General features: G+C 71.2%; 25 protein-coding genes. 12 read left to right on the plus strand and 13 right to left on the minus strand.

All coding sequences use genetic code 11. From position 1 onward, the window contains the following. The first annotated feature begins 2 nt into the window (after positions 1–2). Complete coding sequence (locus Val02_RS36800) at positions 3–785, plus strand: site-2 protease family protein (protein WP_239153621.1); 783 nt, start codon at positions 3–5, stop codon at positions 783–785. A gap of 86 nt (positions 786–871) precedes the next feature. Continuing rightward, positions 872–2,149: a helix-turn-helix domain-containing protein gene (locus Val02_RS47805; protein ID WP_239153622.1), complete on the plus strand. Its 1,278-nt coding sequence runs from the start codon at positions 872–874 to the stop codon at positions 2,147–2,149. A gap of 22 nt (positions 2,150–2,171) precedes the next feature. Here Val02_RS47805 and Val02_RS36810 read toward each other — a convergent pair whose 3' ends face one another. Both Val02_RS36810 and Val02_RS36815 read right to left on the minus strand, forming a co-directional pair. Continuing rightward, a complete protein-coding gene (locus tag Val02_RS36810; protein WP_203903928.1) occupies positions 2,172–3,170 on the minus strand; it encodes an aldo/keto reductase family protein in 999 nt (332 codons plus the stop codon). A gap of 38 nt (positions 3,171–3,208) precedes the next feature. Then, positions 3,209–4,879 (minus strand): WG repeat-containing protein, encoded by a 1,671-nt coding sequence (locus Val02_RS36815; protein ID WP_239153623.1) that lies wholly within the window; start codon positions 4,877–4,879, stop codon positions 3,209–3,211. Positions 4,880–5,011: 132 nt separating this feature from the next. Between Val02_RS36815 and Val02_RS36820 the strand changes: the two genes are divergently transcribed. Genes Val02_RS36820 through Val02_RS36830 form a run of 3 tightly spaced genes read left to right on the plus strand, consistent with a single transcriptional unit; the run spans position 5,012 to position 7,546 of the window. Beyond that, complete coding sequence (locus Val02_RS36820) at positions 5,012–5,809, plus strand: ABC transporter permease (RefSeq protein WP_239153624.1); 798 nt, start codon at positions 5,012–5,014, stop codon at positions 5,807–5,809. After that, positions 5,802–6,593, plus strand: coding sequence for an ABC transporter permease (locus tag Val02_RS36825; protein ID WP_203903929.1), 792 nt, complete (start codon positions 5,802–5,804; stop codon positions 6,591–6,593). Before Val02_RS36820 ends, Val02_RS36825 begins: the two co-directional genes overlap by 8 nt. Then, entirely contained in the window at positions 6,590–7,546 is a 957-nt protein-coding gene (locus tag Val02_RS36830) for an ABC transporter ATP-binding protein (protein ID WP_239153625.1), read from the plus strand. The genes Val02_RS36825 and Val02_RS36830 overlap by 4 nt, the downstream gene beginning before the upstream one ends. Positions 7,547–7,568: 22 nt before the next feature. Here the strand turns inward: Val02_RS36830 and Val02_RS36835 are convergent, their stop codons facing one another. The 3 genes from Val02_RS36835 to nadA all read right to left on the minus strand — a co-directional run bounded on the left by Val02_RS36835 (position 7,569) and on the right by nadA (position 10,954). After that, a complete protein-coding gene (locus Val02_RS36835; protein WP_203903930.1) occupies positions 7,569–8,192 on the minus strand; it encodes a DUF3043 domain-containing protein in 624 nt (207 codons plus the stop codon). Positions 8,193–8,247: 55 nt separating this feature from the next. Next, positions 8,248–9,609: a UDP-N-acetylglucosamine 1-carboxyvinyltransferase gene (gene murA / locus Val02_RS36840; RefSeq protein WP_203903931.1), complete on the minus strand. Its 1,362-nt coding sequence runs from the start codon at positions 9,607–9,609 to the stop codon at positions 8,248–8,250. A gap of 181 nt (positions 9,610–9,790) precedes the next feature. After that, complete coding sequence (nadA, locus tag Val02_RS36845; RefSeq protein ID WP_203903932.1) at positions 9,791–10,954, minus strand: quinolinate synthase NadA; 1,164 nt, start codon at positions 10,952–10,954, stop codon at positions 9,791–9,793. Between the two features lie 71 nt (positions 10,955–11,025). Here nadA and Val02_RS36850 point away from each other — a divergent pair, with 71 nt between their 5' ends. The 5 genes from Val02_RS36850 (at position 11,026) to Val02_RS36870 (ending at position 14,551) form a co-directional block, all read left to right on the plus strand. After that, entirely contained in the window at positions 11,026–12,141 is a 1,116-nt protein-coding gene (locus tag Val02_RS36850) for a glycerate kinase family protein (protein ID WP_203903933.1), read from the plus strand. A 104-nt stretch (positions 12,142–12,245) separates the two neighbouring features. Further along, complete coding sequence (locus Val02_RS36855) at positions 12,246–12,623, plus strand: HesB/IscA family protein (protein WP_203903934.1); 378 nt, start codon at positions 12,246–12,248, stop codon at positions 12,621–12,623. A gap of 112 nt (positions 12,624–12,735) precedes the next feature. Continuing rightward, positions 12,736–13,713 carry a carbohydrate kinase family protein gene (locus Val02_RS36860; RefSeq protein ID WP_203903935.1) on the plus strand — a complete coding sequence of 326 codons (978 nt, stop codon included), beginning with the start codon at positions 12,736–12,738 and terminating at the stop codon, positions 13,711–13,713. 38 nt (positions 13,714–13,751) lie between these two features. Beyond that, positions 13,752–14,126: a thioredoxin family protein gene (locus Val02_RS36865; protein WP_239153626.1), complete on the plus strand. Its 375-nt coding sequence runs from the start codon at positions 13,752–13,754 to the stop codon at positions 14,124–14,126. Next, positions 14,126–14,551 (plus strand): DUF4395 domain-containing protein, encoded by a 426-nt coding sequence (locus Val02_RS36870; protein WP_203903937.1) that lies wholly within the window; start codon positions 14,126–14,128, stop codon positions 14,549–14,551. The genes Val02_RS36865 and Val02_RS36870 overlap by 1 nt, the downstream gene beginning before the upstream one ends. Before the next feature lie 80 nt (positions 14,552–14,631). Here the strand turns inward: Val02_RS36870 and Val02_RS36875 are convergent, their stop codons facing one another. Together Val02_RS36875 and Val02_RS36880 are read right to left on the minus strand one after the other, a co-directional pair. After that, on the minus strand, positions 14,632–14,853 hold the full coding sequence (locus Val02_RS36875; protein WP_203903938.1) for a sulfurtransferase TusA family protein: 222 nt from the start codon (positions 14,851–14,853) through the stop codon (positions 14,632–14,634). Further along, entirely contained in the window at positions 14,850–15,959 is a 1,110-nt protein-coding gene (locus Val02_RS36880; RefSeq protein ID WP_239153628.1) for a cysteine desulfurase family protein, read from the minus strand. Before Val02_RS36880 ends, Val02_RS36875 begins: the two co-directional genes overlap by 4 nt. Before the next feature lie 99 nt (positions 15,960–16,058). Between Val02_RS36880 and ctaC the strand changes: the two genes are divergently transcribed. Continuing rightward, positions 16,059–17,003 (plus strand): aa3-type cytochrome oxidase subunit II, encoded by a 945-nt coding sequence (ctaC, locus tag Val02_RS36885; protein WP_373318002.1) that lies wholly within the window; start codon positions 16,059–16,061, stop codon positions 17,001–17,003. Continuing rightward, complete coding sequence (locus Val02_RS36890; RefSeq protein ID WP_203903940.1) at positions 17,003–17,425, plus strand: cytochrome c oxidase subunit 4; 423 nt, start codon at positions 17,003–17,005, stop codon at positions 17,423–17,425. Before ctaC ends, Val02_RS36890 begins: the two co-directional genes overlap by 1 nt. Positions 17,426–17,482: 57 nt before the next feature. Here the strand turns inward: Val02_RS36890 and Val02_RS36895 are convergent, their stop codons facing one another. From Val02_RS36895 to qcrC, 6 genes are all read right to left on the minus strand, one after another. Next, the gene (locus Val02_RS36895) at positions 17,483–18,031 is read right to left on the minus strand and encodes a phospholipase (protein ID WP_203903941.1); all 549 of its coding nucleotides are present in this window, start codon (positions 18,029–18,031) and stop codon (positions 17,483–17,485) included. Between the two features lie 131 nt (positions 18,032–18,162). Further along, on the minus strand, positions 18,163–18,852 hold the full coding sequence (locus Val02_RS36900; protein ID WP_203903942.1) for a hypothetical protein: 690 nt from the start codon (positions 18,850–18,852) through the stop codon (positions 18,163–18,165). Between the two features lie 47 nt (positions 18,853–18,899). Beyond that, complete coding sequence (locus Val02_RS36905) at positions 18,900–19,652, minus strand: carbonic anhydrase (protein ID WP_239153627.1); 753 nt, start codon at positions 19,650–19,652, stop codon at positions 18,900–18,902. Positions 19,653–19,786: 134 nt separating this feature from the next. Then, positions 19,787–21,403 carry a cytochrome bc1 complex cytochrome b subunit gene (gene qcrB, locus Val02_RS36910; protein ID WP_203903943.1) on the minus strand — a complete coding sequence of 539 codons (1,617 nt, stop codon included), beginning with the start codon at positions 21,401–21,403 and terminating at the stop codon, positions 19,787–19,789. A gap of 31 nt (positions 21,404–21,434) precedes the next feature. Beyond that, positions 21,435–22,529, minus strand: coding sequence for a cytochrome bc1 complex Rieske iron-sulfur subunit (gene qcrA / locus Val02_RS36915; RefSeq protein WP_203903944.1), 1,095 nt, complete (start codon positions 22,527–22,529; stop codon positions 21,435–21,437). Further along, on the minus strand, positions 22,526–23,374 hold the full coding sequence (gene qcrC, locus Val02_RS36920; RefSeq protein ID WP_203903945.1) for a cytochrome bc1 complex diheme cytochrome c subunit: 849 nt from the start codon (positions 23,372–23,374) through the stop codon (positions 22,526–22,528). Before qcrC ends, qcrA begins: the two co-directional genes overlap by 4 nt. Between the last annotated feature and the right edge of the window lie 87 nt (positions 23,375–23,461).

The raw sequence follows: 23,461 nt of genomic DNA on the forward strand, positions 1-23,461 counted from the left end.
TCGTGTCCTGGGGAGGGGGCCTGACGGTCGGTGCGCCACGCGGCGCGTTCCGGCCGAGCGTGATCTTTCTGTGCCTGGTGGCGCTCTTCGCCGCCACGGGCGTGATGCTCTGGGTCGGGTTCGGCAGCGTCGGGCTCAACGTCTTCCTGTTCGTGCTGGCCGGGTGGCTGGTGTCGCTGTGCCTGCACGAGTACGCGCACGCGCTGGTGGCGTTCAAGGGCGGGGACCGGTCGGTGGCGCACAAGGGCTACCTGACGCTCAACCCGCTGCTGTACTCGCACCCGCTGCTGTCGATCGCCCTGCCGCTGTTGATCATCATCATCGGCGGGATCGGGCTGCCGGGCGGCGCCGTTCAGGTCGAACGCCACGCGCTGCGCAGCAAGCTGTGGGACAGCCTGGTGAGCCTCTGCGGCCCGCTGGTCAACGTGGCGTTCGCGATCGTGCTCATCGTGCCGGTGGTGGTGACCGGCGGGACCATCGGCAGCGCGGGGTTCTGGGCCGGGGCGGCGTTGCTCGGGTTCCTGCAGCTGACCGTGGCGGTGCTCAACCTGCTGCCGGTCCCGGGGCTCGACGGCGGCAACCTGATCTTCCCGTGGCTCTCCCCACAGGGGCAGCGCGGCTTCGCCAACGTGGCGCCGTACGGGCTGCTGATCGTGATGGCCGTGCTCTTCGTGCCGCAGATCAACCGCATCTTCTTCACCGTCGTGTACGCGATCGCGGATGTCGTCGGCCTGTCGCCGCAGCTGTACGCGCAGGGCTACGACCTGTTCCGCTTCTGGTCCTGACGCCCCACCCATCACGGCATGGTGCGATAGAGGCTGGTTGATATAGCTTGTGCCTCGGCGGCGTACCTTCGCACGTTGGGAGCCTTGTGAACGACTTCGACCTGCTCCCGCAACCCGCCCTCGGTGAGCGGCTGCGCCGGCTGCGCCTGCAACGCGGGCTCAAGCAGGCCGACCTGGCCGACAACGGCGGCCTCTCCACGAGCTACGTCTCCCGGATCGAGTCCGGCAGCCGCAGCGTCAATCTGCACATGGCGCAGACCCTCGCCGCCCGGCTCGGCGTCGACGTGAGCATCTTCCAGGTCAGCCGCGAGGCGTACCTGTCCCGGGTGCTCGCCGAGGGGCAGCGGGCGCTCGCCGCCACCAACCTGGCCGCCGCGCGGGAGCTCTTCACCGACGCCTACGCCCGGGCCGCCCGCACCTCGCTGGCCGTCCAGTGGTCGGTGCGGGCCGGTCTCGTGCTCGCCCTGCGCGGCCTCGGCGCCCACGACGAGTGGTTGCGTTATCAGCGGGAACTGGTCGAACTGGCCCACGAGGCCGCCAGCCCGGCCCTGCTGACCGAGGCCTACGTGGGGCTGAGCGAAGGGCTGCGCCGCAGCGGGCGCATCGGCGAGGCGTACGCCGCCGCGCGCACCGCCGCCGACCACGCCGACGATCCCGAGGTGCCCGACGACCAGCGGATGCTCGCCCGGTTGGCGCTCGTCGCGACGGAGTCGGAGACCGGGCGGGCGTTCGACGCCGACCGGCACGCGCAGGACCTGCTGGCGGAGCTGGGCGGCGACCTGCCCGGCGCCCTGCGGGCCCAGGTGCTGTGGGTGGTCGCCGAGGTGGAGACCGACCGGGGGCGCGGCGCGGAGGGGATCCGGCTGATGCGCGACGCCGTTCTGGCGCTGCCGACCGGCCAGGATCCGGTGCTGTGGGTGCGGCTGCGGATGGCGCTGGTGTCGCTGACCCTGCGGGCCGGCCGGAGCCTCGACGAGGAGACCCACGAGTGGTTCGCCGCGGCGGCCGGCGTGGTGCGGGTACTCGCGATCCCGGTGTACCTGGCGCAGTTGGACCTGCTGGCCGCACGGATCGCGTTCGCCGAGGGGCGCTACGAGGAGGCCCGGACGCGCTGCGAGGAGGCGCTGGAGCGGGCGCCGCTGCTGTCGTTCCAGGCGCGCACCCGGGCCCGGATGTTGCACGCCCGCACCGGGGCGCATCTCGGTGAACGGGCGCCGGCGATCAAGGCCATCCGTTCCATCGCGGAGGAGCTGGACGAGGTCGGTGCCCGCGACCTCGCCGCGGAGGCCTGGCGGCTCCTGGCCGAACTGGCCCTGGACGGGACGGACGGGACGGACGGCACCGCCGGCGCCGCACCCGCCTGAACGGGCGCGGCGCTGCCGACACCTAAGGCCGCTTCGGCGGGCTGGCGGTCTTCGACGGGTCCCGCTCGACGACCGAGCCGAGCACCTCGTCGATCGCCTTGAGCGCGTCCGCGTCGAGCTTCACGTCGGCCGCCTTGACGGTGTCGGTGAGCTGCTCGGGGCGGGTGGCGCCGACGATCGCGGAGGCGACGTTGGGGTTGCTGAGCACCCACGCGATCGCGAGCTGGGCCAGGGTGAGCCCGTGCTGCTCGGCGATCGGCTTGAGCCCCTGCACGGCGGTCAGCACCGGGTCGCTCATCCAGCGGGCGATCATGTTCTTGCCGCCCTTGTCGTCGGTGGCCCGCGAACCCTCCGGCGGCGCCTGCCCCGGCAGGTACTTACCGGTCAGGACGCCCTGGGCGAGCGGCGAGAAGACGATCTGCGAGATGCCCAGCTCCTCGGACGCGGGAACGATCTCCGGCTCGATGACCCGCCACAGCATGTTGTACTGCGGCTGGTTGGACACGAGCGGGATGCGCAGTTCCTTGGCGAGCGCGGCGGCGGCCCGGATCTCCTCGGCCTTCCACTCGGAGACGCCGATGTAGTGCGCCTTGCCGGCGTGCACGATGTCGGCGAAGGCCGACATGGTCTCCTCGAGCGGCGTGGCGTAGTCGTACCGGTGCGCCTGGTACAGGTCCACGTAGTCGGTCTGGAGCCGCTTCAGCGAGCCGTTGATCGACTCCTGGATGTGCTTGCGCGACAGGCCCCGGTTGTTCGGGCCCGGACCGGTCGCCCAGTAGACCTTGGTGGCGATCTCCAGCTCCTGGCGCGGTACCCCGGCGAGGGCCCGACCGAGCACCGACTCGGCGCGGGTGCCGGCGTACACGTCGGCGGTGTCGAACGTGGTGATCCCGAGGTCGAGCGCGGCCTTCACGCACGCGCTCGCCTGCTCCTCCTCGACCTGCGAGCCGTGGGTCAACCAGTTGCCGTACGAGATGGCGCTCACCAGCATGCCCGAGCGCCCGAGGTGTCTGAACTCCATAAGGGAAACCCTAGCCGGAAGCTAGATCATCAAACCTCTCAGAGCACCGGCTTCGTATCGGCCAGCAGCCGGTCCAGCTCGTCGATGACGCCGTTGCGGCTTGGGTAGTGCGGATCGACCAGGACCCGGCCGCGCCGGTCCAGCGCACCCCAGCGCTGCGACTGGTCCACGATCAGGTACGCCACCGGGTGGATCACGACGTTGGCGTACATGGACGGGACCAGCACGTGCCCGGTGCGGTCCACCACGCCCTTCTTGCCGTCCAGGATCACGACGGCGAGCCCCTCGTCGTTGAACCCGTCGATGTACCGCCCGTCGGCCAGCGCCGTCGCGAACCCCTCGTACGCCAGCGGCACCACCTCGTCGCCGGCCGCGTTGACCGCTCCCCAGCGGCCCTCCTTCGACACCGCCGCGAGCCCCCGCCGGAACGGCCGCACGTCGTCGTAGTACGGCTGGATCATCACGGCGCCGGTCTTGTCGATCGCCAGCCAGTTGCTGGTGCCGTTGCGGGCGACCCAGGCGAGCCCGTCGGCGAAGCTGCTCACCCCGAGCCACCCCGACGCGGGCTGGATCAGCATCTGCCCGTCGAGGTCGATCAGGGCCCAGGTGAGCGCACCGGGCAGCTGCACCCACGCCACCCCGTCCCGGAACGGCTGCACGTCGTTGTACCGCGGCGCGATCAGGAACTGCCCGTCCGGCCCGGTGTACCCCCACAGCTCCTTCTCCTCGGAGAACGCCGGCACCGGCGGCCGGCGCAGCTGCAGCAGCTCCTCGGGGGTGCGCGGGTAGGGGCCCCAGCCGCGTTCGGCCACCCGGCGGAAGACCGCGTCGAGCGCCAGCTCCGTCTGGGCGATCATCTCCGGGTCCTCGGCGCGGCGCAGGTCCAGCGCGCGCTCGAAGTGGTTGCAGGCCTCCATGTAACGGCCCTGGTCGTAGGCGCACTTGCCGATGTGCTGGTGCATGCTGGCGCGCAGGCGATCCGGCAGTTCCCCCGAGTTGGCCAGCGTGAACAGCCGGTCCGCCTCGGCGAACTCGCCGGCCCACTGCAACACGTGGGCGAGCCGGGCCTGCACGATCGCGATCCGGCGCAGTTCCCCCGTGGCCTCGGCGTGGGCGAGGGCCCGGCGCCCGTCCGCGAGCGCCCGGGGGAGATCACCGAGGACCCGGCTGACCGCGGCCCGCAGGCTGAACAGCCGCGCCCGGTCGGCGTCGTTGTGCCGCTCGTCGATGCGGGCGGTCAGCGCGCGGCCGATCGCCATCAACGTCACGGCCTCCCGCTCGTCGACCAGCTCCCGCAGGGTGTCCGGGTCGTAGCGCCAGTCGAACGCCGCGAGCGCCTGCTCGGGGTCCGGCCCCTCGTGCGCGCTCGGCGGGCGGGGCGCCGGAATGCGCGGGCCGGCGTCGGTGTCCCGGTCCCGCGGCGGCCGCGGCGCCTCCCGTGCCGGCTCGCGGTAGTCCGTCATATCGCGGGCCGGGGCGGCGTACTCCGGCAGGTCGCGGAGGGGCGCACGCTGCTCCGGCAGGTCACGCAGCGGCTCTGCTGGTGGCGCCTCCGGCTCGGCCGGCGGCTTCGCCAGCGCACCCGGAACGGGCACCGGCCGCCAGGTCTGGGTCGCCATGGACGCCCACGCCGGCCGGGCGACGCGCGGTCGCGGCGGCCCTTCGGCCTCCGCGGCGTCGCCTGCCTCGGCTACCCGGTTGTCGTCCACACCACCACCTCAGGCGCGACTTTATTCGTTGTCGATCACGCCGGTCGCACCGGTAGAGTCTCCCGGCCGTCCACCGGCAATCGGCACATCTTCTCCCGAACACCGCTCAGCGAACGAGATGGAGGTTACGGCTTGCCTCCGCTCACGGTCTACTGGGCGCTGGTGCGAGCCGGCTTCCGGCGCTACTCGACCTACCGGCAGGCGACCGTCGCCGGCGCCACCACCAACGTGATGTTCGGCTTCCTGCGCACGTACGGGATGTTCGCGGCCGCGGCCGCCGCGGGCGGGGTGCTCGCCGGCTACGACCGGCCCCGCCTCGCCACGTTCGTCTGGGTCAGCCAGGGCATGCTCGCCACGATCAACATCTGGGGGCCGCCCGAGTACGCCGAACGCGTCCGTACCGGCGACGCCGTCACCGACCTGCTGCGCCCGGTGCACCCCGTCTGGCAGCTGCTCGCCGTCGACCTGGGCCGGGCCGGCTTCGCGCTGCTCACCCGGTTCGTGGCGCCGGTGGTGGTGGGCGCGCTGGCGTTCGGGCTGTACGCGCCGGCGCGCTGGAGCACGTATCCGGCGTTCGCGCTCTCGCTGGTGCTCGCGCTGCTGGTGACGTTCGGCTGCCGGCACGCGCTGTTCTGCTCGGTGCACTGGCTGCTGGACGTGCGCGGGCCGATGACGGCGTGGGTGCTGTTCTCCACCCTGCTCTCCGGCATGGTCTTCCCGCTGTGGATCCTGCCGGAGCCGCTGCCCGCGCTGGTCGTGTACGGGATGCCGTTCGCGTCGATGGTGCAGGCGCCGATGGATGTCCTGGTCGAACGGGGTGATCCGCTGCGGCTGCTGCTGACCCAGGCGGCCTGGGCGGCGGTGGCGCTGCCGGCGGCGGTCCTGATCCAGCGGCGGGGCGAACGCAAGATGGTGATCCAGGGTGGCTGAGTACTACCGCCTCTTCCTGGCCCAGGCGCGCGGGCAGGCGCAGTACCGGGCGTCGTTCTGGTTCGACGTGGCGGCCAGCACCGGCTTCGGGGTGATCGACCTCCTCGGTGTGCTCGTGGTGTTCCACGCGTCGGGTTCGCTCGGCGGGTTCACTCAGGCCGAGGGGTTGCTGATCGCGGCGCTCGCCGGCGCCGGTTTCGCGCTCGCCGACCTTGTCGTGGGCAGCGTCGAACGGATCCGCAACTACGTGCGCACCGGCCTGTTCGACGCGGTGCTGCTGCGCCCGCTCGGCGCGCTGGGGCAGCTGATCGCCATGGACTTCGCGCCCCGCCGCGCCGGCCGGGCGGTGCTGTGCGCCGCGCTGATCCCGGTGACGGCGGTCGGCGCCGGGGTGCAGTGGACGCCGGTGCGCCTGCTCGTGGCGGTCCTCGCCCCGCTCTGCGGCGCCGTGCTGTTCGGCGCGATCTTCGTGGCCACCGCGACGGTGGCGTTCTGGTGGATCGACTCCGGCGAGTTCGCCAACTCGTTCACCTACGGCGGGCGGGACTTCTCCACCTGGCCGGCCACGATCTACGGAGGGGTGTTCCGACGCGTGTTCGCCTACGGCTTCGGCTTCGCTTTCGCCGGGTACTACCCGGCGCTGATCCTGCTCGGCCGCCCCGATCCGCTCGGCGGGCCGCCGTGGCTGGCCTGGCTCTCGCCGCTGGTGGCGGCTGTCGCCGCGGTGGTCGCCGGCCTGTTCTGGCGCCGCGGGGTGCGGCAGTACCGGAGCACCGGCTCGTGAGCGCGGTCATCGAGACGCGGGGGCTGCGCAAGGAGTTCGTCGTGCGCAAGCGCGCCGGGCGGTTCCGCCGGACCAGGCACGCGATCGCCGCCGTGGACGGGGTGGACCTGCGCGTCGAGGCCGGCGAGATGCTCGGCTACATCGGGCCGAACGGCGCCGGCAAGTCCACCACGCTCAAGATGCTCACCGGCGTGCTGCACCCGAGCGGCGGCGACGTGCGCGTGTGCGGGTTCGAGCCGGTGCCGCAACGGGTGCGGCTGGCGCGGGGGATCGGCGTGGTGTTCGGCCAGCGTTCGCAGCTGTGGTGGGACCTGCCGTTGCGGGAGTCGTTCGACCTGCTGCGGCACATCTACCGGGTGCCGCCGTCCGAGCACGCCGCCCGGCTGGCCCGGTGCCGTTCGATGCTGGAGCTGGATCCGTTCCTGGACACGCCGGTGCGGCAGCTTTCGCTGGGGCAGCGCATGCGCGGGGAGATCACGGCCGCGCTGCTGCACGGGCCGGCGGTGCTCTTCCTCGACGAGCCCACGATCGGGCTGGACGTGGTGAGCAAGCAGTCGGTGCGGGCGTTCCTGGCCGAGGTGGGTGCCCGCGGCGACACGACGGTGGTGCTGACCACCCACGACCTCGCCGACATCCAGCGCCTCTGCGAACGCCTCGTCGTCATCGACCACGGCCGCGTGGTCCACGACGGGACCCTGGCCGCACTGCACGCCCGCTACGGCTCGCGGCGCCGCGTCGTCGCCGACCTGGACGCCCCGCTGGACCGGCCGGTGGCGGTGCCGGGCGCCGACCTGGAGTCGACGGAGGGCGGCGGCGCGCGCCTGACCTACGCGCTGGACCAGCCCCCGGGCGCGCTGATCGCCGCCCTCGCGCAGACCGGCGTCCTGCGCGACGTGAAGATCGAGGAGCCGGACATCGAGGAGGTCGTCGCCCGCCTCTACAAGGACCGCTGACCTTCCCGCGGGCTACGGCGCCTCAGACCTTGGTGCCGATCTTGACCCGCGGCTTCGGCATGCGCAGGCGGCGGAACGTCAGCCCGCGCATCGCGCCGTACAGGTACAGGCTGCCCATGCGCTGCTCCGTCTTCGGGAAGCGCGCCTTGACCTCGCGCTTGATCTCCCGCGCGATCAGCAGGCTGTCGATCAGCGTGGCCGCCGCGAGCAGGGCCCACAGGAGGTTGGAGACCACCTGGATGAGCTGCGGCATGGCCCGCGAGGAACCGACGAGCACGAGCAGCGCGCCGCCGAAGAACCACGTGCCGATCGTCAGTCGCCGGTCGACCAGGTCGCGGACCAGCGCGCGCTCCGGGCCCTTGTCGCGGGCGAGCAGATAACGGTCGTCGCCGTTCATCATGCCTTCGCGCCGCTCGATGCGGTCCTGCTTGGCCTTCTCCCGCTGGCGCTGGCGCGCCTCCTTGGTGTTGGCCGGCGGCTCGGCCACGCGGCGACGCGTGGTGTCCTGCCGCTTCGGCGTCACCTTGCCCAGTTCGCGCTTGCTGGGGGTGTGTCCCCGGGGGCGCACTGCGGCGCCGAAGGACTCCTCGGCCGGAGTCTCATCGACGGCTTCTTCTTCGACCTTGCGTTTGAACAGCGACGGCACGTCGCACACGTTAACCCACCGGGACGGCGGCGCCGCCATCCCGGTGGGAGGAGCTTCAGCCCCGTTCGACCGATGCGCCGAGGGCGGCGAGCTTGGCCTCGAAGTCCTCGTACCCGCGCTTGATCAGCTCGACGCCGTACACGCGGGACGTGCCCTCGGCCGCCAGCGCGGCGATGAGGTGGCTGAACCCGGCCCGCAGGTCGGGGATCACCACGTCGGCCGCCATCAGCTTGGACGGGCCGGCGATGACGGCGGAGTGCATGAAATTGCGCCGTCCGAACCGGCACGGCGTGCCGCCGAGGCAGTCCCGGTAGACCTGGATCGTGGCGCCCATCTGGTTGAGCGCCTCGGTGTAGCCGAGCCGGCTCTCGTAGACCGTCTCGTGCACGATCGACAGCCCGCGCGCCTGGGTCAGCGCGACGACCATCGGCTGCTGCCAGTCGGTCATGAAGCCGGGGTGAACGTCCGTCTCCAGCGCCGTGGCGCGCAGCTCGCCGCCGGGGTGCCAGAACCGGATGCCGCCGATGCTGTTCGGCCCGGGATCCTCGATCTCGAAGGCCCCGCCGATCTTCGTGTACGTGTTGAGGAACGTCATCATGTCGGCCTGCCGGGCCCCGCGCACGTAGACGTCGCCCTGCGTGGCGAGCGCGGCGGCGGCCCAGCTGGCGGCCTCGATCCGGTCCGGGATCGGCCGGTGCTTGTAGCCGCGCAGCCGGCTCACACCCTCGATCTCGATGACGCGGTCGGTGTGCACCTTGATGATCGCGCCCATCTTCTGCAGCACGGCGATCAGGTCCATGATCTCCGGCTCGACGGCGGCGTTGCGCAGCTCGGTGACGCCGTGCGCCCGAACGGCGGCCAGCAGCACCTGCTCGGTGGCGCCGACGCTCGGGTACGGCAGCTCGAACTTCGTGCCGTGCAGGCCGTTCGGCGCGGTGATGTCCAGGCCGGAGGGGGTCTTGTCGACGACCGCGCCCATCTCGCGCAGCGCCTGGAGGTGGAAGTCGATGGGACGGCCGCCGATGTTGCAGCCGCCGAGGTCCGGGATGAACGCGTGGCCGAGCTTGTGCAGCAGGGGCCCGCAGAACAGGATCGGGATGCGGCTGGAGCCGGCGTGCACGTTGATCTCGTCGACGTTGGCGCGTTCGACGTTGGAGGTGTCGAAGACCAGTTCGCCGTGCTCGGCGCCGTCGGTGACCTTGACACCGTGCAGTTCGAGGAGGCCGCGCACGATCTCCACGTCCCGGATCAGCGGAACGTCGTAGAGGTGACTCGGGCCGTCGCCGAGGAGCGCGGCGACCATCGCCTTCGAGACCAGGTTCTTCGCGCCACGAACCCGGATCTCACCGTGCAAGGGTGCGCCGCCGTGCACAACGAGGACGTCGGTGGTCACGCAAACCTCCACGTGGGGGGACATTGAAGCTGACTCTGGGTGATCGAACCATTCAGATATGGATCACCCGTGGGCAAATACGCCCGGGCAGCATAACCCCGATTCAACAGCGTGGCGCGGCCTCACTCGTCCCACGTGGCACGAAGCCGGTACCCCGCCGCCCGGCCTGCGCGGACGGCGGAGAGTAACCGGTAATGACGGATAGTTACGGAAGTGCGAGCATCTGGTCCAGGGCGACGCGGGCGTGGTACGCGGTGTCCGGATCGACCTGAATCTGGTTGGGCACCCGGCCCGCCACCAGCTCTTCCAGTGCCCACACGAGGTGCGGCAGGTCAATCCGGTTCATGGTGGAGCAGTAGCAGACCGCCCGGTCCAGGAACATGATCTGCTTGTCCGGGTGGGCCTTCGCCAGTCGGCGCACCAGGTTCAGCTCGGTGCCGATCGCCCACGCACTGCCGGCCGGTGCCGCGTCCAGCGCCTTGATGATGTACTCCGTCGATCCGACGTAGTCGGCCGAGAGCACCACGTCGTGGCGGCACTCCGGGTGCACCAGGACGTTGACGCCGGGGACCCGTTCGCGGATCTCCTTGACGCTGTCCAGCGTGAACCGGCCGTGCACCGAGCAGTGCCCGCGCCACAGGATCACCTTGGCCGCGCGCAGCTGCTCGTCGGTCAGGCCGCCGCCGGGCTTGTGCGGGTCGTAGAGCACGCAGTCCGACAGGGAGAGTCCCAGCTCCAGCACGGCGGTGTTCCGGCCGAGGTGCTGATCCGGGAAGAAGAAGATTTTCTCGCCTCGCTCGAACGCCCAGCGCAGCGCCCGTTCGGCGTTGGACGACGTGCACACCACGCCGCCGTGCCGCCCGACGAACCCCTTGATGGCGGCGGTGGAGTTCATGTACGTGATCGGGACCGTCACGTCGGCGATGCCCAGCTCCGCCAGGCGCTCCCAGCCCTCTTCGACCTGGGTCAGTTCGGCCATGTCGGCCATGGAACAGCCGGCCGCGAGATCCGGCAGCACGACCCGCTGGCTGTCTGCGGTGAGGATGTCGGCGGATTCGGCCATGAAGTGCACGCCGCAGAAGACGATGTACTCCGCCTCCGGCCTGGCGGCCGCCTCGCGGGCGAGCTTGAACGAGTCCCCGGTCACGTCCGCGAACTGGATCACCTCGTCGCGCTGGTAGTGGTGGCCGAGCACGAACACGCGGTCGCCCAGCGCGGCCTTGGCGGCGGCGGCGCGGGCGACGAGGTCGGGATCGCTGGGAGCGGGCAGTTCGCCGGGGCAGTCGACGCCCTTCTCGGCGGCAGGATCGCTGCCCCGGCCGAGAAGGAGGAGGGCGGTCCCGGTCGGCGACGGTTCGGTCCAACTCATCCGACCATGGTGGCATCCCTGTGACCAGGGCGTACCCTGCCGCGGAGTGTGACGTGGCAGACTCTGCGCGTATGCGGGTCCTGGTCTGTCCGGACAAATTCGCCGGCACTCTGTCCGCCGTCGAGGCGGCCGAAGCCATCGAGGCCGGTTGGCGCGCGGGGGCGCCGCGCGACGAGGTGACGCTGCGGCCGCTCGCCGACGGCGGGCCCGGGTTCCTCGAGGTGCTGGCGCAGGCGCTCGACGGCAACCTGATCACGGTGCCGACCGTCGACCCGCTGGGCCGTCGGGTCACCGGCCAGGTGCTGCTGGTCGGCGACACCGCGTACGTCGAGAGCGCCCAGGCCTGCGGGCTGCACCTGCTCGAGCGGGGCGAACGCGATCCGAAGATCACCACCTCGTTCGGCCTCGGCCCGCTGGTCACGACCGCCGTGGAGGCCGGCGCGCGGCGGGTCGTCATCGGCCTCGGCGGCTCCGCGACCAACGACGCCGGCGGCGGTTTCCTCGCGGCGCTCGACGCGGCGCCGTTGGACGCCGACGGCTACGCGCTGCCGTTCGGGGGAGCGGCGCTGGCCGCCTGCGACCGGCTCGCCGGCCCGCCGAAGATCCGCGACGGCGTGACCCTGGTGGCGGCCACCGACGTCGACAACCCCCTGGTGGGCATCCACGGGGCCAGCGCCGTCTACGGCCCGCAGAAGGGCGCCACCCGGGAGGACGTGCAGCTGCTGGACATCGCGCTCGAGCGGTTCGCCGACGTTCTCCAGAAAGAGAAGACCTGCCCACCGGGACTGGCGGCACTGCCCGGCGCCGGCGCGGCGGGTGGCCTGGGCGCGGTCCTGCTCGCCCTCGGCGGCGAACGGATCTCCGGCATCAACCTGGTCCGCGACCTCATGGGCCTCGACGCGCAGCTCGACCAGGCGGATCTGGTGATCACCGGGGAGGGCTCCTTCGACCACCAGTCGCTGCGCGGCAAGCTGGTCGCCGGGGTGGCCGCCGCCGCCCGCGAACGCGGCGTGCCCTGTCTCGTCGTCGCCGGCCAGGTCAGCGCCGGCCGGCGGGAGGCCGCGATGGCCGGTATCGAGGAGGCGTACGCGCTGGTCGACGAGGTCGGCCCGGAGGACTCGATGCGCCGGGCCGGGCCGTCGCTGCGCCGCCTCGCACAGCGTCTGGCCGGGCAATGGTCCAGGTAGAATGGGGGGTCCCGAGGAACGTGGCAGAATCGGGAATGTTCTCCGGGTGAGATCCTGTTGCGCCGGGAGAAACCTTGAAACCCGCGCCGAGGAGCACTGACATCGTGACCACTCCGCAGACCGAGCCGGCCAAGGCCGCTGACGCCGTCGACAACCCGACCGGCGTGAAACTCACGGAGACCGCTCAGCAGAAGGTCAAGGTGCTGTTGGCCGAGGCCGACCGGGACGACCTGAAGCTGCGGGTCGCCGTGCAGCCCGGCGGCTGCTCCGGCCTCCGCTACCAGCTCTTCTTCGACGACCGTTCGCTCGAGGGCGACAAGGAGAAGGTCTACGACGGCTTCTCCGTGGTGGTCGACCGCATGAGTGTGCCGTACCTCACCGGCGCCGAGATCGACCACGTCGACCGGATCGACGCCCAGGGGTTCACCATCGAGAACCCCAACGCCCAGGGCTCCTGCGCCTGCGGCGACTCGTTCCACTAGAAAGATCGCTCGTAACGGCCCGGACCGCGAGGTCCGGGCCGTTCGTGTGTCCGCGCAGCCCGGTACGCTGAGCCACGGCCGTTGGTTCGCCGTACACCCCGAGGACGCCTTCATGAAGATCGCCGTGACCGGCTCGATCGCCACCGACCATCTGATGCACTTCCCGGGGAGGTTCGCCGAGCAGCTCCTGCCCGACCAGTTGCACAAGGTCTCGCTCTCGTTCCTGGTGGACGACCTGGTCGTGCGGCGCGGCGGCATCGCCTCCAACATCTGCTTCGGCCTCGGCCAGCTCGGGGTGCGCGCCACCCTCGTCGGCGCCGTCGGCAACGACTTCGCCGACTACCGCGCCTGGCTCGAGCGCCACGGCGTCGACTGTGAGTCGGTGTACGTGAGCGAGGTCGCGCACACCGCCCGGTTCGTCTGCACCACCGACGACGACCTGTGCCAGATCGCGTCGTTCTACGCGGGTGCGATGAGCGAGGCGCGCAACATCGAGCTGGCGCCGGTCGCCGCCCGGCTCGGTGGGCTCGACCTGGTGCTGATCAGCCCCAACGACCCCACGGCGATGGTGCGCCACACCGAGGAGTGCCGGGAGCGCGGCATCCCGTTCGTGGCGGACCCGTCGCAGCAGCTCGCCCGCATGAACGGCGACGAGGTGCGCCAGCTCATCGACGGCGCCGCGTACCTGCTGACCAACGAGTACGAGAGTGAGCTGCTCACCTCCAAGACCGGCCTCAGCGAGGAGCAGCTGCTCGACCTGGTCGGCATCCGGGTGACGACCCTGGGCAAGGACGGCGTGCGGATCACCGGGCGTTCGCTGCCGGCGCCGATCCACGTGCCGGTCGCGCGGGAGATCCAGGCGTACGACCCGACCGGGGTCGGCGACGGCTTCCGCAGCGGCTTCTTCGCCGGTCTCACGTGGGGGCTGTCGCTGGAGCGTTCGGCGCAGGTGGGTGCGCTGCTCGCGACGCTGGTGCTCGAAACGGTCGGCACCCAGGAGTACGTCGTCAAGAACGACGAGTTCCTCAAGCGGCTCGCCGAGTCCTACGGGGACGACGCCGCCGAAGAAGTGCGCCCTCACCTGGGCTGATGGTGGCACTAAACCTACCGCCGAAGTAGGATGTGCCGGTGGGTGGAGGTGTGATCGTGGCGGTCGCCGTGCTGGCGGTCGCCACGATCTTCGGTCTGGTGTGGCGTTCGCGTCAGGGCCGGCTCGTGCGCGTGGCTGAGGCCGCGGCGAGCGGTCCGGTGACGCTGCTGCAGTTCTCCGCGCCGGCCTGCGGGCCGTGTCGCCAGGTGCGCGCGCTGTGCGAGTCCCTCGCCGGGCCCGACGTCCGACACGTCGAGGTCGACGCCGCCGCGGATCCGGACCGGTCGCGTGAGTTCGACGTTCTGCGCACGCCGACGCTGCTGGTGCTCGACGCGGCCGGGACGCCCGTGTGGCGCACCGTCGGGGTGCCGCGTCGCGCCGACCTCGAGGCCGCGCTGGCGGGGGTGCGCTGATGACCGAGCGTCCGCCGTTGCTCGATCCGCGTGGGCCGCGGTTCGTCGCCGCCGTCACGACCGTCGTGCTCGTCGTGATCCTCGCCACCGGCAGCGGTTGGCTCGCCCTGGCCCAGGCGGCGGTGTTCGCCCTCGGCGCCCTCGGTCCGCGCCGGAGCCCGTACGCGCTGGTCTACGCCAAGGTGATCCGTCCCCGGCTCGGGCCGCCGGGGGAACTGGAGGACGTGGCGCCGGTGCGCTTCGCCCAGCGGGTCGGGCTGGTGTTCACCCTCGCGGCCGCGGTCGCCTACCTCGCCGGCGGCTGGGTCGTCGGGACCGTCCTCGCGGCGTGCGCCCTCGGCGCGGCGTTCCTCAACGCCGCCTTCGGGCTCTGCCTCGGCTGCGAGGCGTACGTCCTGCTCGGGCGCCTGAAAGCAAAATCCTGAAGAGCGTCATTGCGACGGTCCGTCGGGGGCACTACCGCTGCTCCCGCCGGGTCGCTGCGCTCCACGTCCGCGGGTAGTGGTCAGCTCCGGCGGCGTACGTCGTAGGCGCCTTCCGCGGGCTCACCCAGGTACTCCTGGTTCCTCATGCGGCACCAGGCCGGGATGTCGACCGCCGCCGCCGGGTCGGTCGCCAGGACGCGCACCACGTCGCCGATCGCCACGCCGGGCAGCGCCCTGGCCAGGTGGATCACCGGGAGGGGGCAGCGCATGCCCCGGCAGTCGAGTTCCTCGGCGACGCTCACAGCCCGCTCACCCCGGCCTCCTCGCGCAGTGCGGCGACGACGCCGGGCAGGACCGCCAGGAAGCGGTCCACGTCCGCCTCGGCGGTCCCGGGGTGCAGGGAGATCCGCACGTTGCCGTGCGTCAGGACGCCCATCGCGGCCAGCACGTGCGAGGGACGCAGGGTGTCGGCCGTGCACGCCGAGCCCGACGACACCGCGAACCCCTCGCGCGCCAGGGCGTGCAACAGCGCCTCCCCGTCCACGTACAGGCACGAGAACGTCACCACGTGGGGCAGCCGGTCCACCGGGTCGCCGACCACCTCCACGTCCGGCACGCCCGCCGGGACGACCGCGCGGATCCGGTCCACCAGTGCCGAGAGCCGCTTCGCCTGCCGGTCGGCGTCGGCCCGCACGGCGCGCAGGGCCGCCGCCGCGCCCACCAGCAGCGGAATGTTGACCGGCGGGAGCGCCGGCCGCGGATCGACCCAGCGAACCCCCGGGCGCAGCACCAGGAAGCCCACGCCGGCCGGGCCGCCCCACTTGCGCGCGCTCATCGACAGCAGGTCCCAGCCCGTCGGCACGGGCTCCCACGGCACCGTCTGCGCGGCGTCCACGTACAGCGGCACGCCCGCCTCGTGGCACGCCCGGGCCACCTCGGCGACCGGCTGCCTGGTGCCCACCTCGTGGTTGGCGCTCATCAGGGCGGCCATGGCGACACCGGGCTCCCGGACGGCCGCCGCGAAGGCATCCGCCGAGACCCGGCCGAGCCGGTCGACCGGAATCTCCACGGCGTCCCCGCCGACCGCCTTGATCACCGACGAGTGCTCGACCGCGCTGCGGACCACGGTCCCGCCGATGCGCCTGCGGCCGCGGCGTACGCCCGCGACGGCGTAGCCCGCCGCCTCGCCGCCGCCCGGGGTGGCGTGCACGCGCTCCGGACGTTCCCCCAGAATCTCGGCGACGACGGAGAGCGCGGCGTCGACGAGCTGCCGCGCCCGGCGGGCCTCCGGGTACAGCCGGCCCGGATCGGCCCACCCGTCGGTGAGCGCCGCCAGCATCGCCTCGCGCGCCACAGGGTGCAGCGGCGTCGCGGTCGCCGCGTCGAAATAGCCGCCCACAGCTGGAATCTATCCGCCGGGGAATGCCCGAGTTCCACCCCCACGACCTGCCCTGCCCGCATGGTCGAGTAATCTGCGCCTGTTGGTGCTGCCGCCGTATTCCATTCGGTGGCGCAGCTTGAGGAGGCAGGAGCTCAGGTGGTCGCAAGGGGACCCGGGTCGCGCCTGACCCGGCTGACCGGCCTCGGCGCCGTCGGCATCGCGTTGATCGTGAGCCTGACGGGCTGTTCGGTGGGCGACACGTTCGCCGGCTTCGGTTGGCCCAAGGGCGTCTCGCCGCAGGCCCGGCAGATGTACGACCTGTGGATCGGCGCCGTCGTCGCCGCGCTCGCGGTCGGTGTCTTCGTGTGGGGTCTCATCTTCTGGTGCGTGGTGCGCTACCGGAAGCGCGGTGAGGAACTGCCGCCGCAGACCCGTTTCAACATGCCGATGGAGTTCCTGTACACCGTGCTGCCGTTCCTGGCGATCGCGGTGCTCTTCTACTACACGGCCATCATCCAGACCGACGTCGACAAGCGGACGGCCAACCCGGACGTCACCGTCGAGGTCGTCGCCTACAAGTGGAACTGGAAGTTCCGGCACGTGCAGGTGCGCGGTGCCGACGGACAGGCCAGCAAGCCGGTCGGCCCGGACGGGCAGCCGATCACCACGGTCGGGGCCAGCGACTACATCCCGGTGCTCGTGCTGCCGGTCAACAAGCGGATCCGCTTCGTGGAGCACTCCGAGGACGTCATCCACTCGTTCTGGGTGCCGGACCTGCTCTTCAAGCGGGACGTCTTCCCGGGCAGCATCACCAACGAGTTCGAGGTCACCATCGACCGCGAGGGTGCCTACGTCGGCCGGTGCGCGGAGCTCTGCGGCGCCTACCACTCGATGATGAACTTCGAGGTGCGGGTCGTCAGCCAGGCCGAGTTCGACCGGTACCTGCAGGAGCGGCGGCAGGGACGCAGCACGCCGGAGGCACTCACCGCGATCGGCAAGCCGCCGTACGCGACCACGACACGGCCGTTCAACACCGAGCCGGAGCAGCAGGTACGGGCGGGGGCGAAGTAATGAAGGCGGAATGGCGGCTCTTCGGGTTCCTGACCGCGTTCGTCGCGGCGGTCACCCCGCTCTACGCGTGGTGGACCCACAACCAGACCGGTGGGGTCGAGTGGGTCGGCACCGTGGCGCTGATCCTCACCGGCATGCTGTGCCTGATGTGCGCGGGCTTCTTCCTCATCGTCACGCGGCGCATCGACCCGCGGCCGGAGGACCGGCCCGACGCCGAGATCGTCGAGGGCGCCGGTGAGCTGGGCTTCTTCAGCCCGGGCAGCTACTGGCCGTTCGGGGTGGCGCTGTCGGCGTTCGTGACCGCGCTCGGCATGGTGTACATGCAGATCTGGCTCATCGCGGCCGGTATCGGGGCGGTGCTGCTGTCCACCGGCGGCCTGCTGTTCGAGTACTACACCGGTTCGCGGCGCGCCGAGCACTGAGCGACCGACGTGCGGAGGCCCCCGGGGTGATCCCGGGGGCCTCCTTCGTATGCCGGGTCAGCGGGCGCCGGCCTCGTAGGCCGCCTTCTCCGCCTCGCCGATCTTCTTCAGCGTGGCCGCGCGGTCGAGGTCGGCCTGGCTGACCGACACGCTGCCGAAGGCCACGACCGCCTGGTAGTAGACCCACGCGAGGGACGTGCACGCCGGGCGCACCCACTGGTTGTAGGTGGCGCACTTGCGCTTCAGGTCCTCGTAGAACGCACTGTCCAGGCGCGACTTGTTGGCCGGGAACCGGTTGGCGAGCTTCCAGTTCCGGTAGCCGAAGTCGTGCCGCCAGCACGCGATGGTGAAGTCGAACCCGAGGGGGTTGTCCGGGCTCGAGGAGCAGTAGTCCGTGCCCCATTCGAAGCCGTAGGCCGACCACGCGCCCTGGTTGAGACGCGCGGCGTTCCACGAGTTGAAGCTGGTGACCGAGGTCTGCGTCCACTCGGTCAGCTTGGCGATCTTCTGCTCGTTGGTGACGGCGGCGGCGGGGGTGGCCGCTCCGATCACCAGGGCGAGGCAGAGTGCGGGGAGGGTGAGAAGTGCGGCGAGTCTGCGGGTCATGCTCACCTCATCGGGGACAGGCCCCCCGTGTGGGGCCGATGTGAGCGTGATTGTGCCTGCCCGCTATCTCCCCTGGTAAGAGCTACGGGATGTCTTTACCGAATCGACAGCGGTCGTTGGCGTGGCGATCGCTAGCCGGGTTCGCCGTCGGTGACCGCCGCGCCCTTCGGCAGGCTGAACATCTCCGCCGCCGGCGCCCCCGCCTTGAACTGCGTCAATGTGAGCTTCGCGTCCGGCGACTCGAAGTACGTCAGCACCCCCAGCGGGGTGGCGCACGCCGTGAACACCTTCTCGATCGCCACACACGAACCGGCCTGTTCGGCGTGCACCTGTTCGGAGCGGATCACCTTGCCCGGGGGATTGGTGGCCGCCCGGCTCAGCCACGAGGCGATCACCTCCGGCGCCGCGAACGACCCCTGCAGCAGCTCGATGAGGGCCCGCGCATGGGTGAGGGGCACCCCGTCCACCCCGGCCGTGCGGGCGCACACGGGGCGCTCGTTCTCCGGGGTACGGCAGGCGTACGTCGCCTCCGGGCCGCTCACGTACTGGCCGGCGGGGCTGCGGTACACGTGCCGGGGCGGCTCGTTGGCGCTCACGATCGCCAGACCCGTGCCGGTGGTGTACCAGGCGGTGTACGTCTGGTCGTCGGCCGCGTCGAGCGTGGTGACGAAGTCCCGGAGGGTCTCGGCCGCCTCCGCGCGGGCGGCCAGGGCCTGCGTGTCCTCGCCGGGCTTGGGGCCGAACAGCTTCGCCGCACCGATGAGGGCCGGCACGGCCAGCGAGACGGCGAGCAGGATCGCGGCGGCGCGCTTCTTGTCCACGGACGGCTCAACGCCGTGCACCCCGCCCGGGCTACGGGGGAGGCGCGCTACGGGAGGATCGTGACGCGGCCCGTGTCGAGGTCGTAGCGGGCGCCGACGATGCCGAGCTCGCCGGAGTGCACCCGTTCCGCCAGAATCTCGCTGTCGGCGGTAAGGGCCGTGACGGTCGCGCGGACGCTGGCCCGGACGCCCGCCTCGACCCGGTCCGGGGCGGTGCGCAGCGGCTCCAGGACGGGGCGCAGGGCCGTCACGATCGTGCCGATGTGGCCCGGCGCGGGCTGACCCGAGTCGAGCGCCGCGAACGTCGCCGAGACGGCACCGCAGCGCTCGTGGCCGAGCACCAGGATCAGCCGCGGCCCGAACTCCTCGACCGCGAACTCGATGCTGCCCAGGAGCAGGTCGTCGGCGATGTTGCCGGCCACCCGGTTGTCGAACAGGTCGCCGAGGCCCTGGTCGAAGAGCACCTCCGGCGGCACCCGCGAGTCGGCGCAGCCGAGCACGATCGCGAACGGGTGCTGGCCGGCCGCGACCTCGTGCAGGTCGGCGGCGGTCTGGTGCGGGTGGCGCAGGTGTCCGGAGACGAAGCGCTGGTTGCCGGCGAGGAGCCGGGCCAGCGCCCGTCCCGGATCGGGTGGGGTGGGCTCTGTGGGCGTGCTCACGGCGACGGGGACGAGGGCGGGCTCCCGGGTGACGGCGCCGGGGTCCTGGGCGAGTGCCCGGCCGGTCAGCGTAGCCATTCCCGCGGTCGCGGCGAGTCCGCCGAGCAGGGCGCGGCGCCCCACCTTGTCGATCCCGGACAACGGACCTCCTCGATGTCGCTCGCAGTCGATGCTAGTGCGCTGTCGGGCGACCCTGAAAGCGTCCTATTTATGGGACCCCATGGACATGCGAAAGGCCCGCCGCGAATGCGACGGGCCTCTCGGGAAAGCGATGGTCAGCTGCCGGTGGTGATCTCCGAACGGGCCGGAGCCGGCGAGACCGGTGCCTCGCTCGGCTGGTCCAGCCGCACCGGCGGGGCCGGCTTCTCGATCGGGTAGAAGAAGCCCCGGACCGTCGGCAGCAGCGCGCCCAGGCGGTTCATCTTCTTCGGCACGGGAGCGCCGAGGTACTCCAGCGGCTCCGGGTGCCCGTGCGCGTCGAGCGGCGCCAGCGGCTGGTGGATCTCGACGAAACCGCCGTCCGGCAGCCGCTTGATGATGCCGGTCTCCACACCGTGCGCCAGCACCTCCCGGTCGTGCTGCTGGAGCGCGAGGCAGACCCGGTAGGCGATGTAGTAGGCCAGCGGCGGGACCACGATCAGGCCGATCCGGCCCGCCCAGGTCATCGCGTTGAGGCTGATGTGGAACTGCTCCGCGATGACGTCGTTGCCGCCGGAGAGCGTCAGGACGGCCCAGAACGCCACCGCCATCGCGCCGAGCGCCGTGCGGGTCGGCACGTCACGCGGGCGCTGGAGCAGGTGGTGGGCCTGGTTGTCCTTCAGGAACCGCGCCTCGATGAACGGGTACAACAGCGGCAGCATCGTCAGCACGCCGGGCAGTGCCACGGTCGGCCAGAACAGCGGCGGCAGCGTGTACCCGAAGAGGCGGATCTCCCACGGCGGCATGAGTCGCGTCGAGCCGTCGAGGAACATGACGTACCAGTCGGGCTGGCTCGCCGAGGAGACGGTGGCCGCCTGGTAGGGACCGAAGATCCAGATCGGGTTGATCTGGAACAGGCCCGCCATCAGCGCGATGACCGCGAACACGATCATGAAGAACCCGCCGGCCTTGGCCGCGAAGCCCGGGAACATCCGCACGCCGACCACGTTGTCGTTGGTCCGGCCGGGGCCCGGCCACTGCGTGTGCTTCTGCTTGACCAGCAGGCCCATGTGGGCCGAGATGAGCCCGAGCAGCACACCCGGGATCAACAGCACGTGCGCGATGTACATGCGGGGCACGATCACCGTGCCGGGGAACTCCCCGCCGAAGAACGAACTGGCCACCCACGAGCCGATCACCGGGATCGACAGCATGATCGCGTGCGCGATGCGAAGACCCGTGCCGGACAGCGCGTCGTCCGGGAGGCCGTAGCCGGTGAACCCGGCGAGGAAGCCGATCCAGAACAGCAGCGAACCGATGATCCAGTTGAGCTCACGCGGCTTGCGGAACGCGCCGGTGAAGAACACCCGGAACATGTGCACCACGATGGCGGCCATGAACAGCAGCGCCGCCCAGTGGTGCATCTGCCGCATGAAGAGGCCGCCGCGCACCTCGAACGACAGTTCCAGCGCCGACTCGAACGCCCGCGACATCCCGATCCCGCGCAGCGGCGAGTAGGCACCGTCGTAGACGACCTCCTCCATTGAGGGGTCGAAGAAGAGCGCCAGGTACGTGCCGGACAGCAGCAGCACGATGAACGAGTACAGGGCGATCTCGCCCAGCAGGAACGACCAGTGGTCCGGGAAGACCTTGTTGAGCAGCCGCCGCAGCGGGGTCGCCACGGTCAGCCGGGCGTCGACCTCCTCGGCGGACTTCGCCGGCAGTGCGGCGAGATCTAGCTTGCGCCGTTTCATGCTTCGCTCCGCTCACACACGGTGGTGCCGGTCACGCCCGCTCCCAGAAGCCTGGGCCGATCGGGACCTCGAAATCTGATTTCGCCACGAAGAAGCCCTCCGAGTCCACCTCGAGCGGCAACATTGGCAGCCGCCGGGTGGCCGGCCCGAAGACCGGACGGGCGTTGTCCGTGATCGAGAACTGTGATTGGTGGCACGGGCACAGCAGGCGGTTGGTCTGCTGCTCGTACAGGCTCGCCGGGCAGCCGGCGTGGGTACAGATCTTCGAGTACGCGACGTAGTTGCCGTACATGTCGCCCTCGTTGATCGGCACGTGCCCGAGGTTGCGACGCAGTTCGTCCGCGTCGGTCTGGCGCAGGTGGATCAGCAGCGTCGGCGAGTCGGCGTGCTGGTTGGTGGCGCCGTGCGGGATGGCCGGGAAGACCGTGATCTGGCCGCCCGCGCTGATCTCCTCGGGGCGCACGGGCGTGAGGTTCTCCCGCATGAGGCGCACCTTGTTGCCGCCGTTGGCCTCCGGGTCGAACCCGGTCTTGTGGTACATGTCCTCGTCGTGCGGGTCGTCGATCATCCCGCCGAGCGCGACCAGCGGCACCGCCGCCACGGGGGCCAGGCCCAGCGCGATCGCGCCCTTGAGCAGCGGCCGCCGGCCGAGCCCCGCCTCGTCGGCCATGTTCAGCAGCGTCGCACCGGTCAGGACCTGCTCGTCGCGGGGCGAGGCGCCGTCGTGGCGCTCCTGGACCGCGACCTCCTCCGGCAGGAGCTTCTTGGCGAACACGATGATCGCGGCCCCGACGCAGAAGAGCATCAGTGCCAACGACACGCCGAGCAGCGGCGTGAACCACGAGCCCGCGTTGTTGCCCGGGTGCCACTCCCAGTGCCACGCCACGAAGATGACCACGAACGCCGTGGCGAACAGGCCGGTGAGCATGAAGAACAGGGCGATGGTGCGCTCGACGCGCTTCTCGGCCTTGGTGCCCGGCACGGGGAAGCGGGGCGCGTAGTGGACGATCTCCACGCCGTCGCGCCGCGCCCCCTCGCGCACCAGGTCGAACCGGGACAGGCGGGGGTCCGAGACGTCGACCGCCTCGTCGTTGCCGTGCCTCACCTGCGTATCTGCGCCGCTCATGACTTACCCGCAATCCACAGCGTGGCGAAGACCAGCGCCACCATGCCCACCAGGAAAATCATCAAACCTTCGGAGACCGGGCCGAAGCGCTTCATGCCGAATCCGCCGGGATCCTTGTTCGCCTTGAGCGACTGGATGTACCCGATGACGGCCAGCTTCTCCTCGGGGGTCAGCTGCGCGTCGCCGAAGACCGGCATGTTCTGCGGGCCGGTCAGCATCGCCGCGTAGATCTCGCGGTCGGATGCGTCGTTCAGCGACGGGGCGTACTTGCCGGAGGAGAGCGCACCACCGCCCAGGCCGAAGCCGTGGCAGGCGGAGCAGTTGATCCGGTACAGCTCACCGCCGCGCGAGATGGCCTTCTCGTCGGTGGCCCGCAGTTTCTGGCCCTTGGGGAGGGTCGGCCCGCCGCCGAGTTCCTGGATGTAGGCGCCGATCTGGGCGGCCTGCTCCCACGAGTAGTGCGGCGGCTTCTTCTGCGCCTGCGCCTCCTGGCGGGCCATCGGCATCCGGCCGGTGCCGACCTGGAACTCCACCGCCGCCGAACCGGCACCGATGAGGCTCGGTCCGCGGTTCTCCACGCCCTGGGCGTTGGGGCCGTGGCAGCTGATGCAGGTGGTCTCGTAGAGCTGCTTGCCCTGCACCGCGTCCGCGGAAAGCGGCGGGGTGTCCTCGGCCTGAGACACGCCAGGGGCGAGAGCGGCGTACAGACCGCCGACGATCGTCAGCGCCGCGATCAGCCGCACCGTGGCTTCCAGCCGCCGGCGCCAACGACCGGGCGGCGTGAACGCCGGCACGGCGTCATCCGGGCGCACTGCCCGGCGTCGCCGACCCAGTTTCCAACTCATGGCCTCACCTTGTTGACGTGCCGAACCCCTGCAATACGGGGTTCGTGGTTATGACGAGGGACGGATGCGGTCTGTGACTCGGGCCGC

The sequence above is a fragment of the Virgisporangium aliadipatigenens genome (assembly GCF_016863615.1).
Taxonomy (GTDB): domain Bacteria; phylum Actinomycetota; class Actinomycetes; order Mycobacteriales; family Micromonosporaceae; genus Virgisporangium; species Virgisporangium aliadipatigenens.

Bases quoted from the DNA above. Each gene is read 5' to 3' on its own strand.
- Val02_RS36810 (WP_203903928.1), bottom strand. From the start codon at position 3,170: ATGGAGTTCAGACACCTCGGGCGCTCGGGCATGCTGGTGAGCGCCATC.
- qcrB (WP_203903943.1), bottom strand. From the start codon at position 21,403: ATGAAACGGCGCAAGCTAGATCTCGCCGCACTGCCGGCGAAGTCCGCC.
- qcrA (WP_203903944.1), bottom strand. From the start codon at position 22,529: ATGAGCGGCGCAGATACGCAGGTGAGGCACGGCAACGACGAGGCGGTC.
- Val02_RS36895 (WP_203903941.1), bottom strand. From the start codon at position 18,031: ATGACCCGCAGACTCGCCGCACTTCTCACCCTCCCCGCACTCTGCCTC.
- Val02_RS36850 (WP_203903933.1), top strand. From the start codon at position 11,026: ATGCGGGTCCTGGTCTGTCCGGACAAATTCGCCGGCACTCTGTCCGCC.
- nadA (WP_203903932.1), bottom strand. From the start codon at position 10,954: ATGAGTTGGACCGAACCGTCGCCGACCGGGACCGCCCTCCTCCTTCTC.
- Val02_RS36860 (WP_203903935.1), top strand. From the start codon at position 12,736: ATGAAGATCGCCGTGACCGGCTCGATCGCCACCGACCATCTGATGCAC.
- Val02_RS36870 (WP_203903937.1), top strand. From the start codon at position 14,126: ATGACCGAGCGTCCGCCGTTGCTCGATCCGCGTGGGCCGCGGTTCGTC.
- Val02_RS36890 (WP_203903940.1), top strand. From the start codon at position 17,003: ATGAAGGCGGAATGGCGGCTCTTCGGGTTCCTGACCGCGTTCGTCGCG.
- qcrC (WP_203903945.1), bottom strand. From the start codon at position 23,374: ATGAGTTGGAAACTGGGTCGGCGACGCCGGGCAGTGCGCCCGGATGAC.
- murA (WP_203903931.1), bottom strand. From the start codon at position 9,609: ATGTCCCCCCACGTGGAGGTTTGCGTGACCACCGACGTCCTCGTTGTG.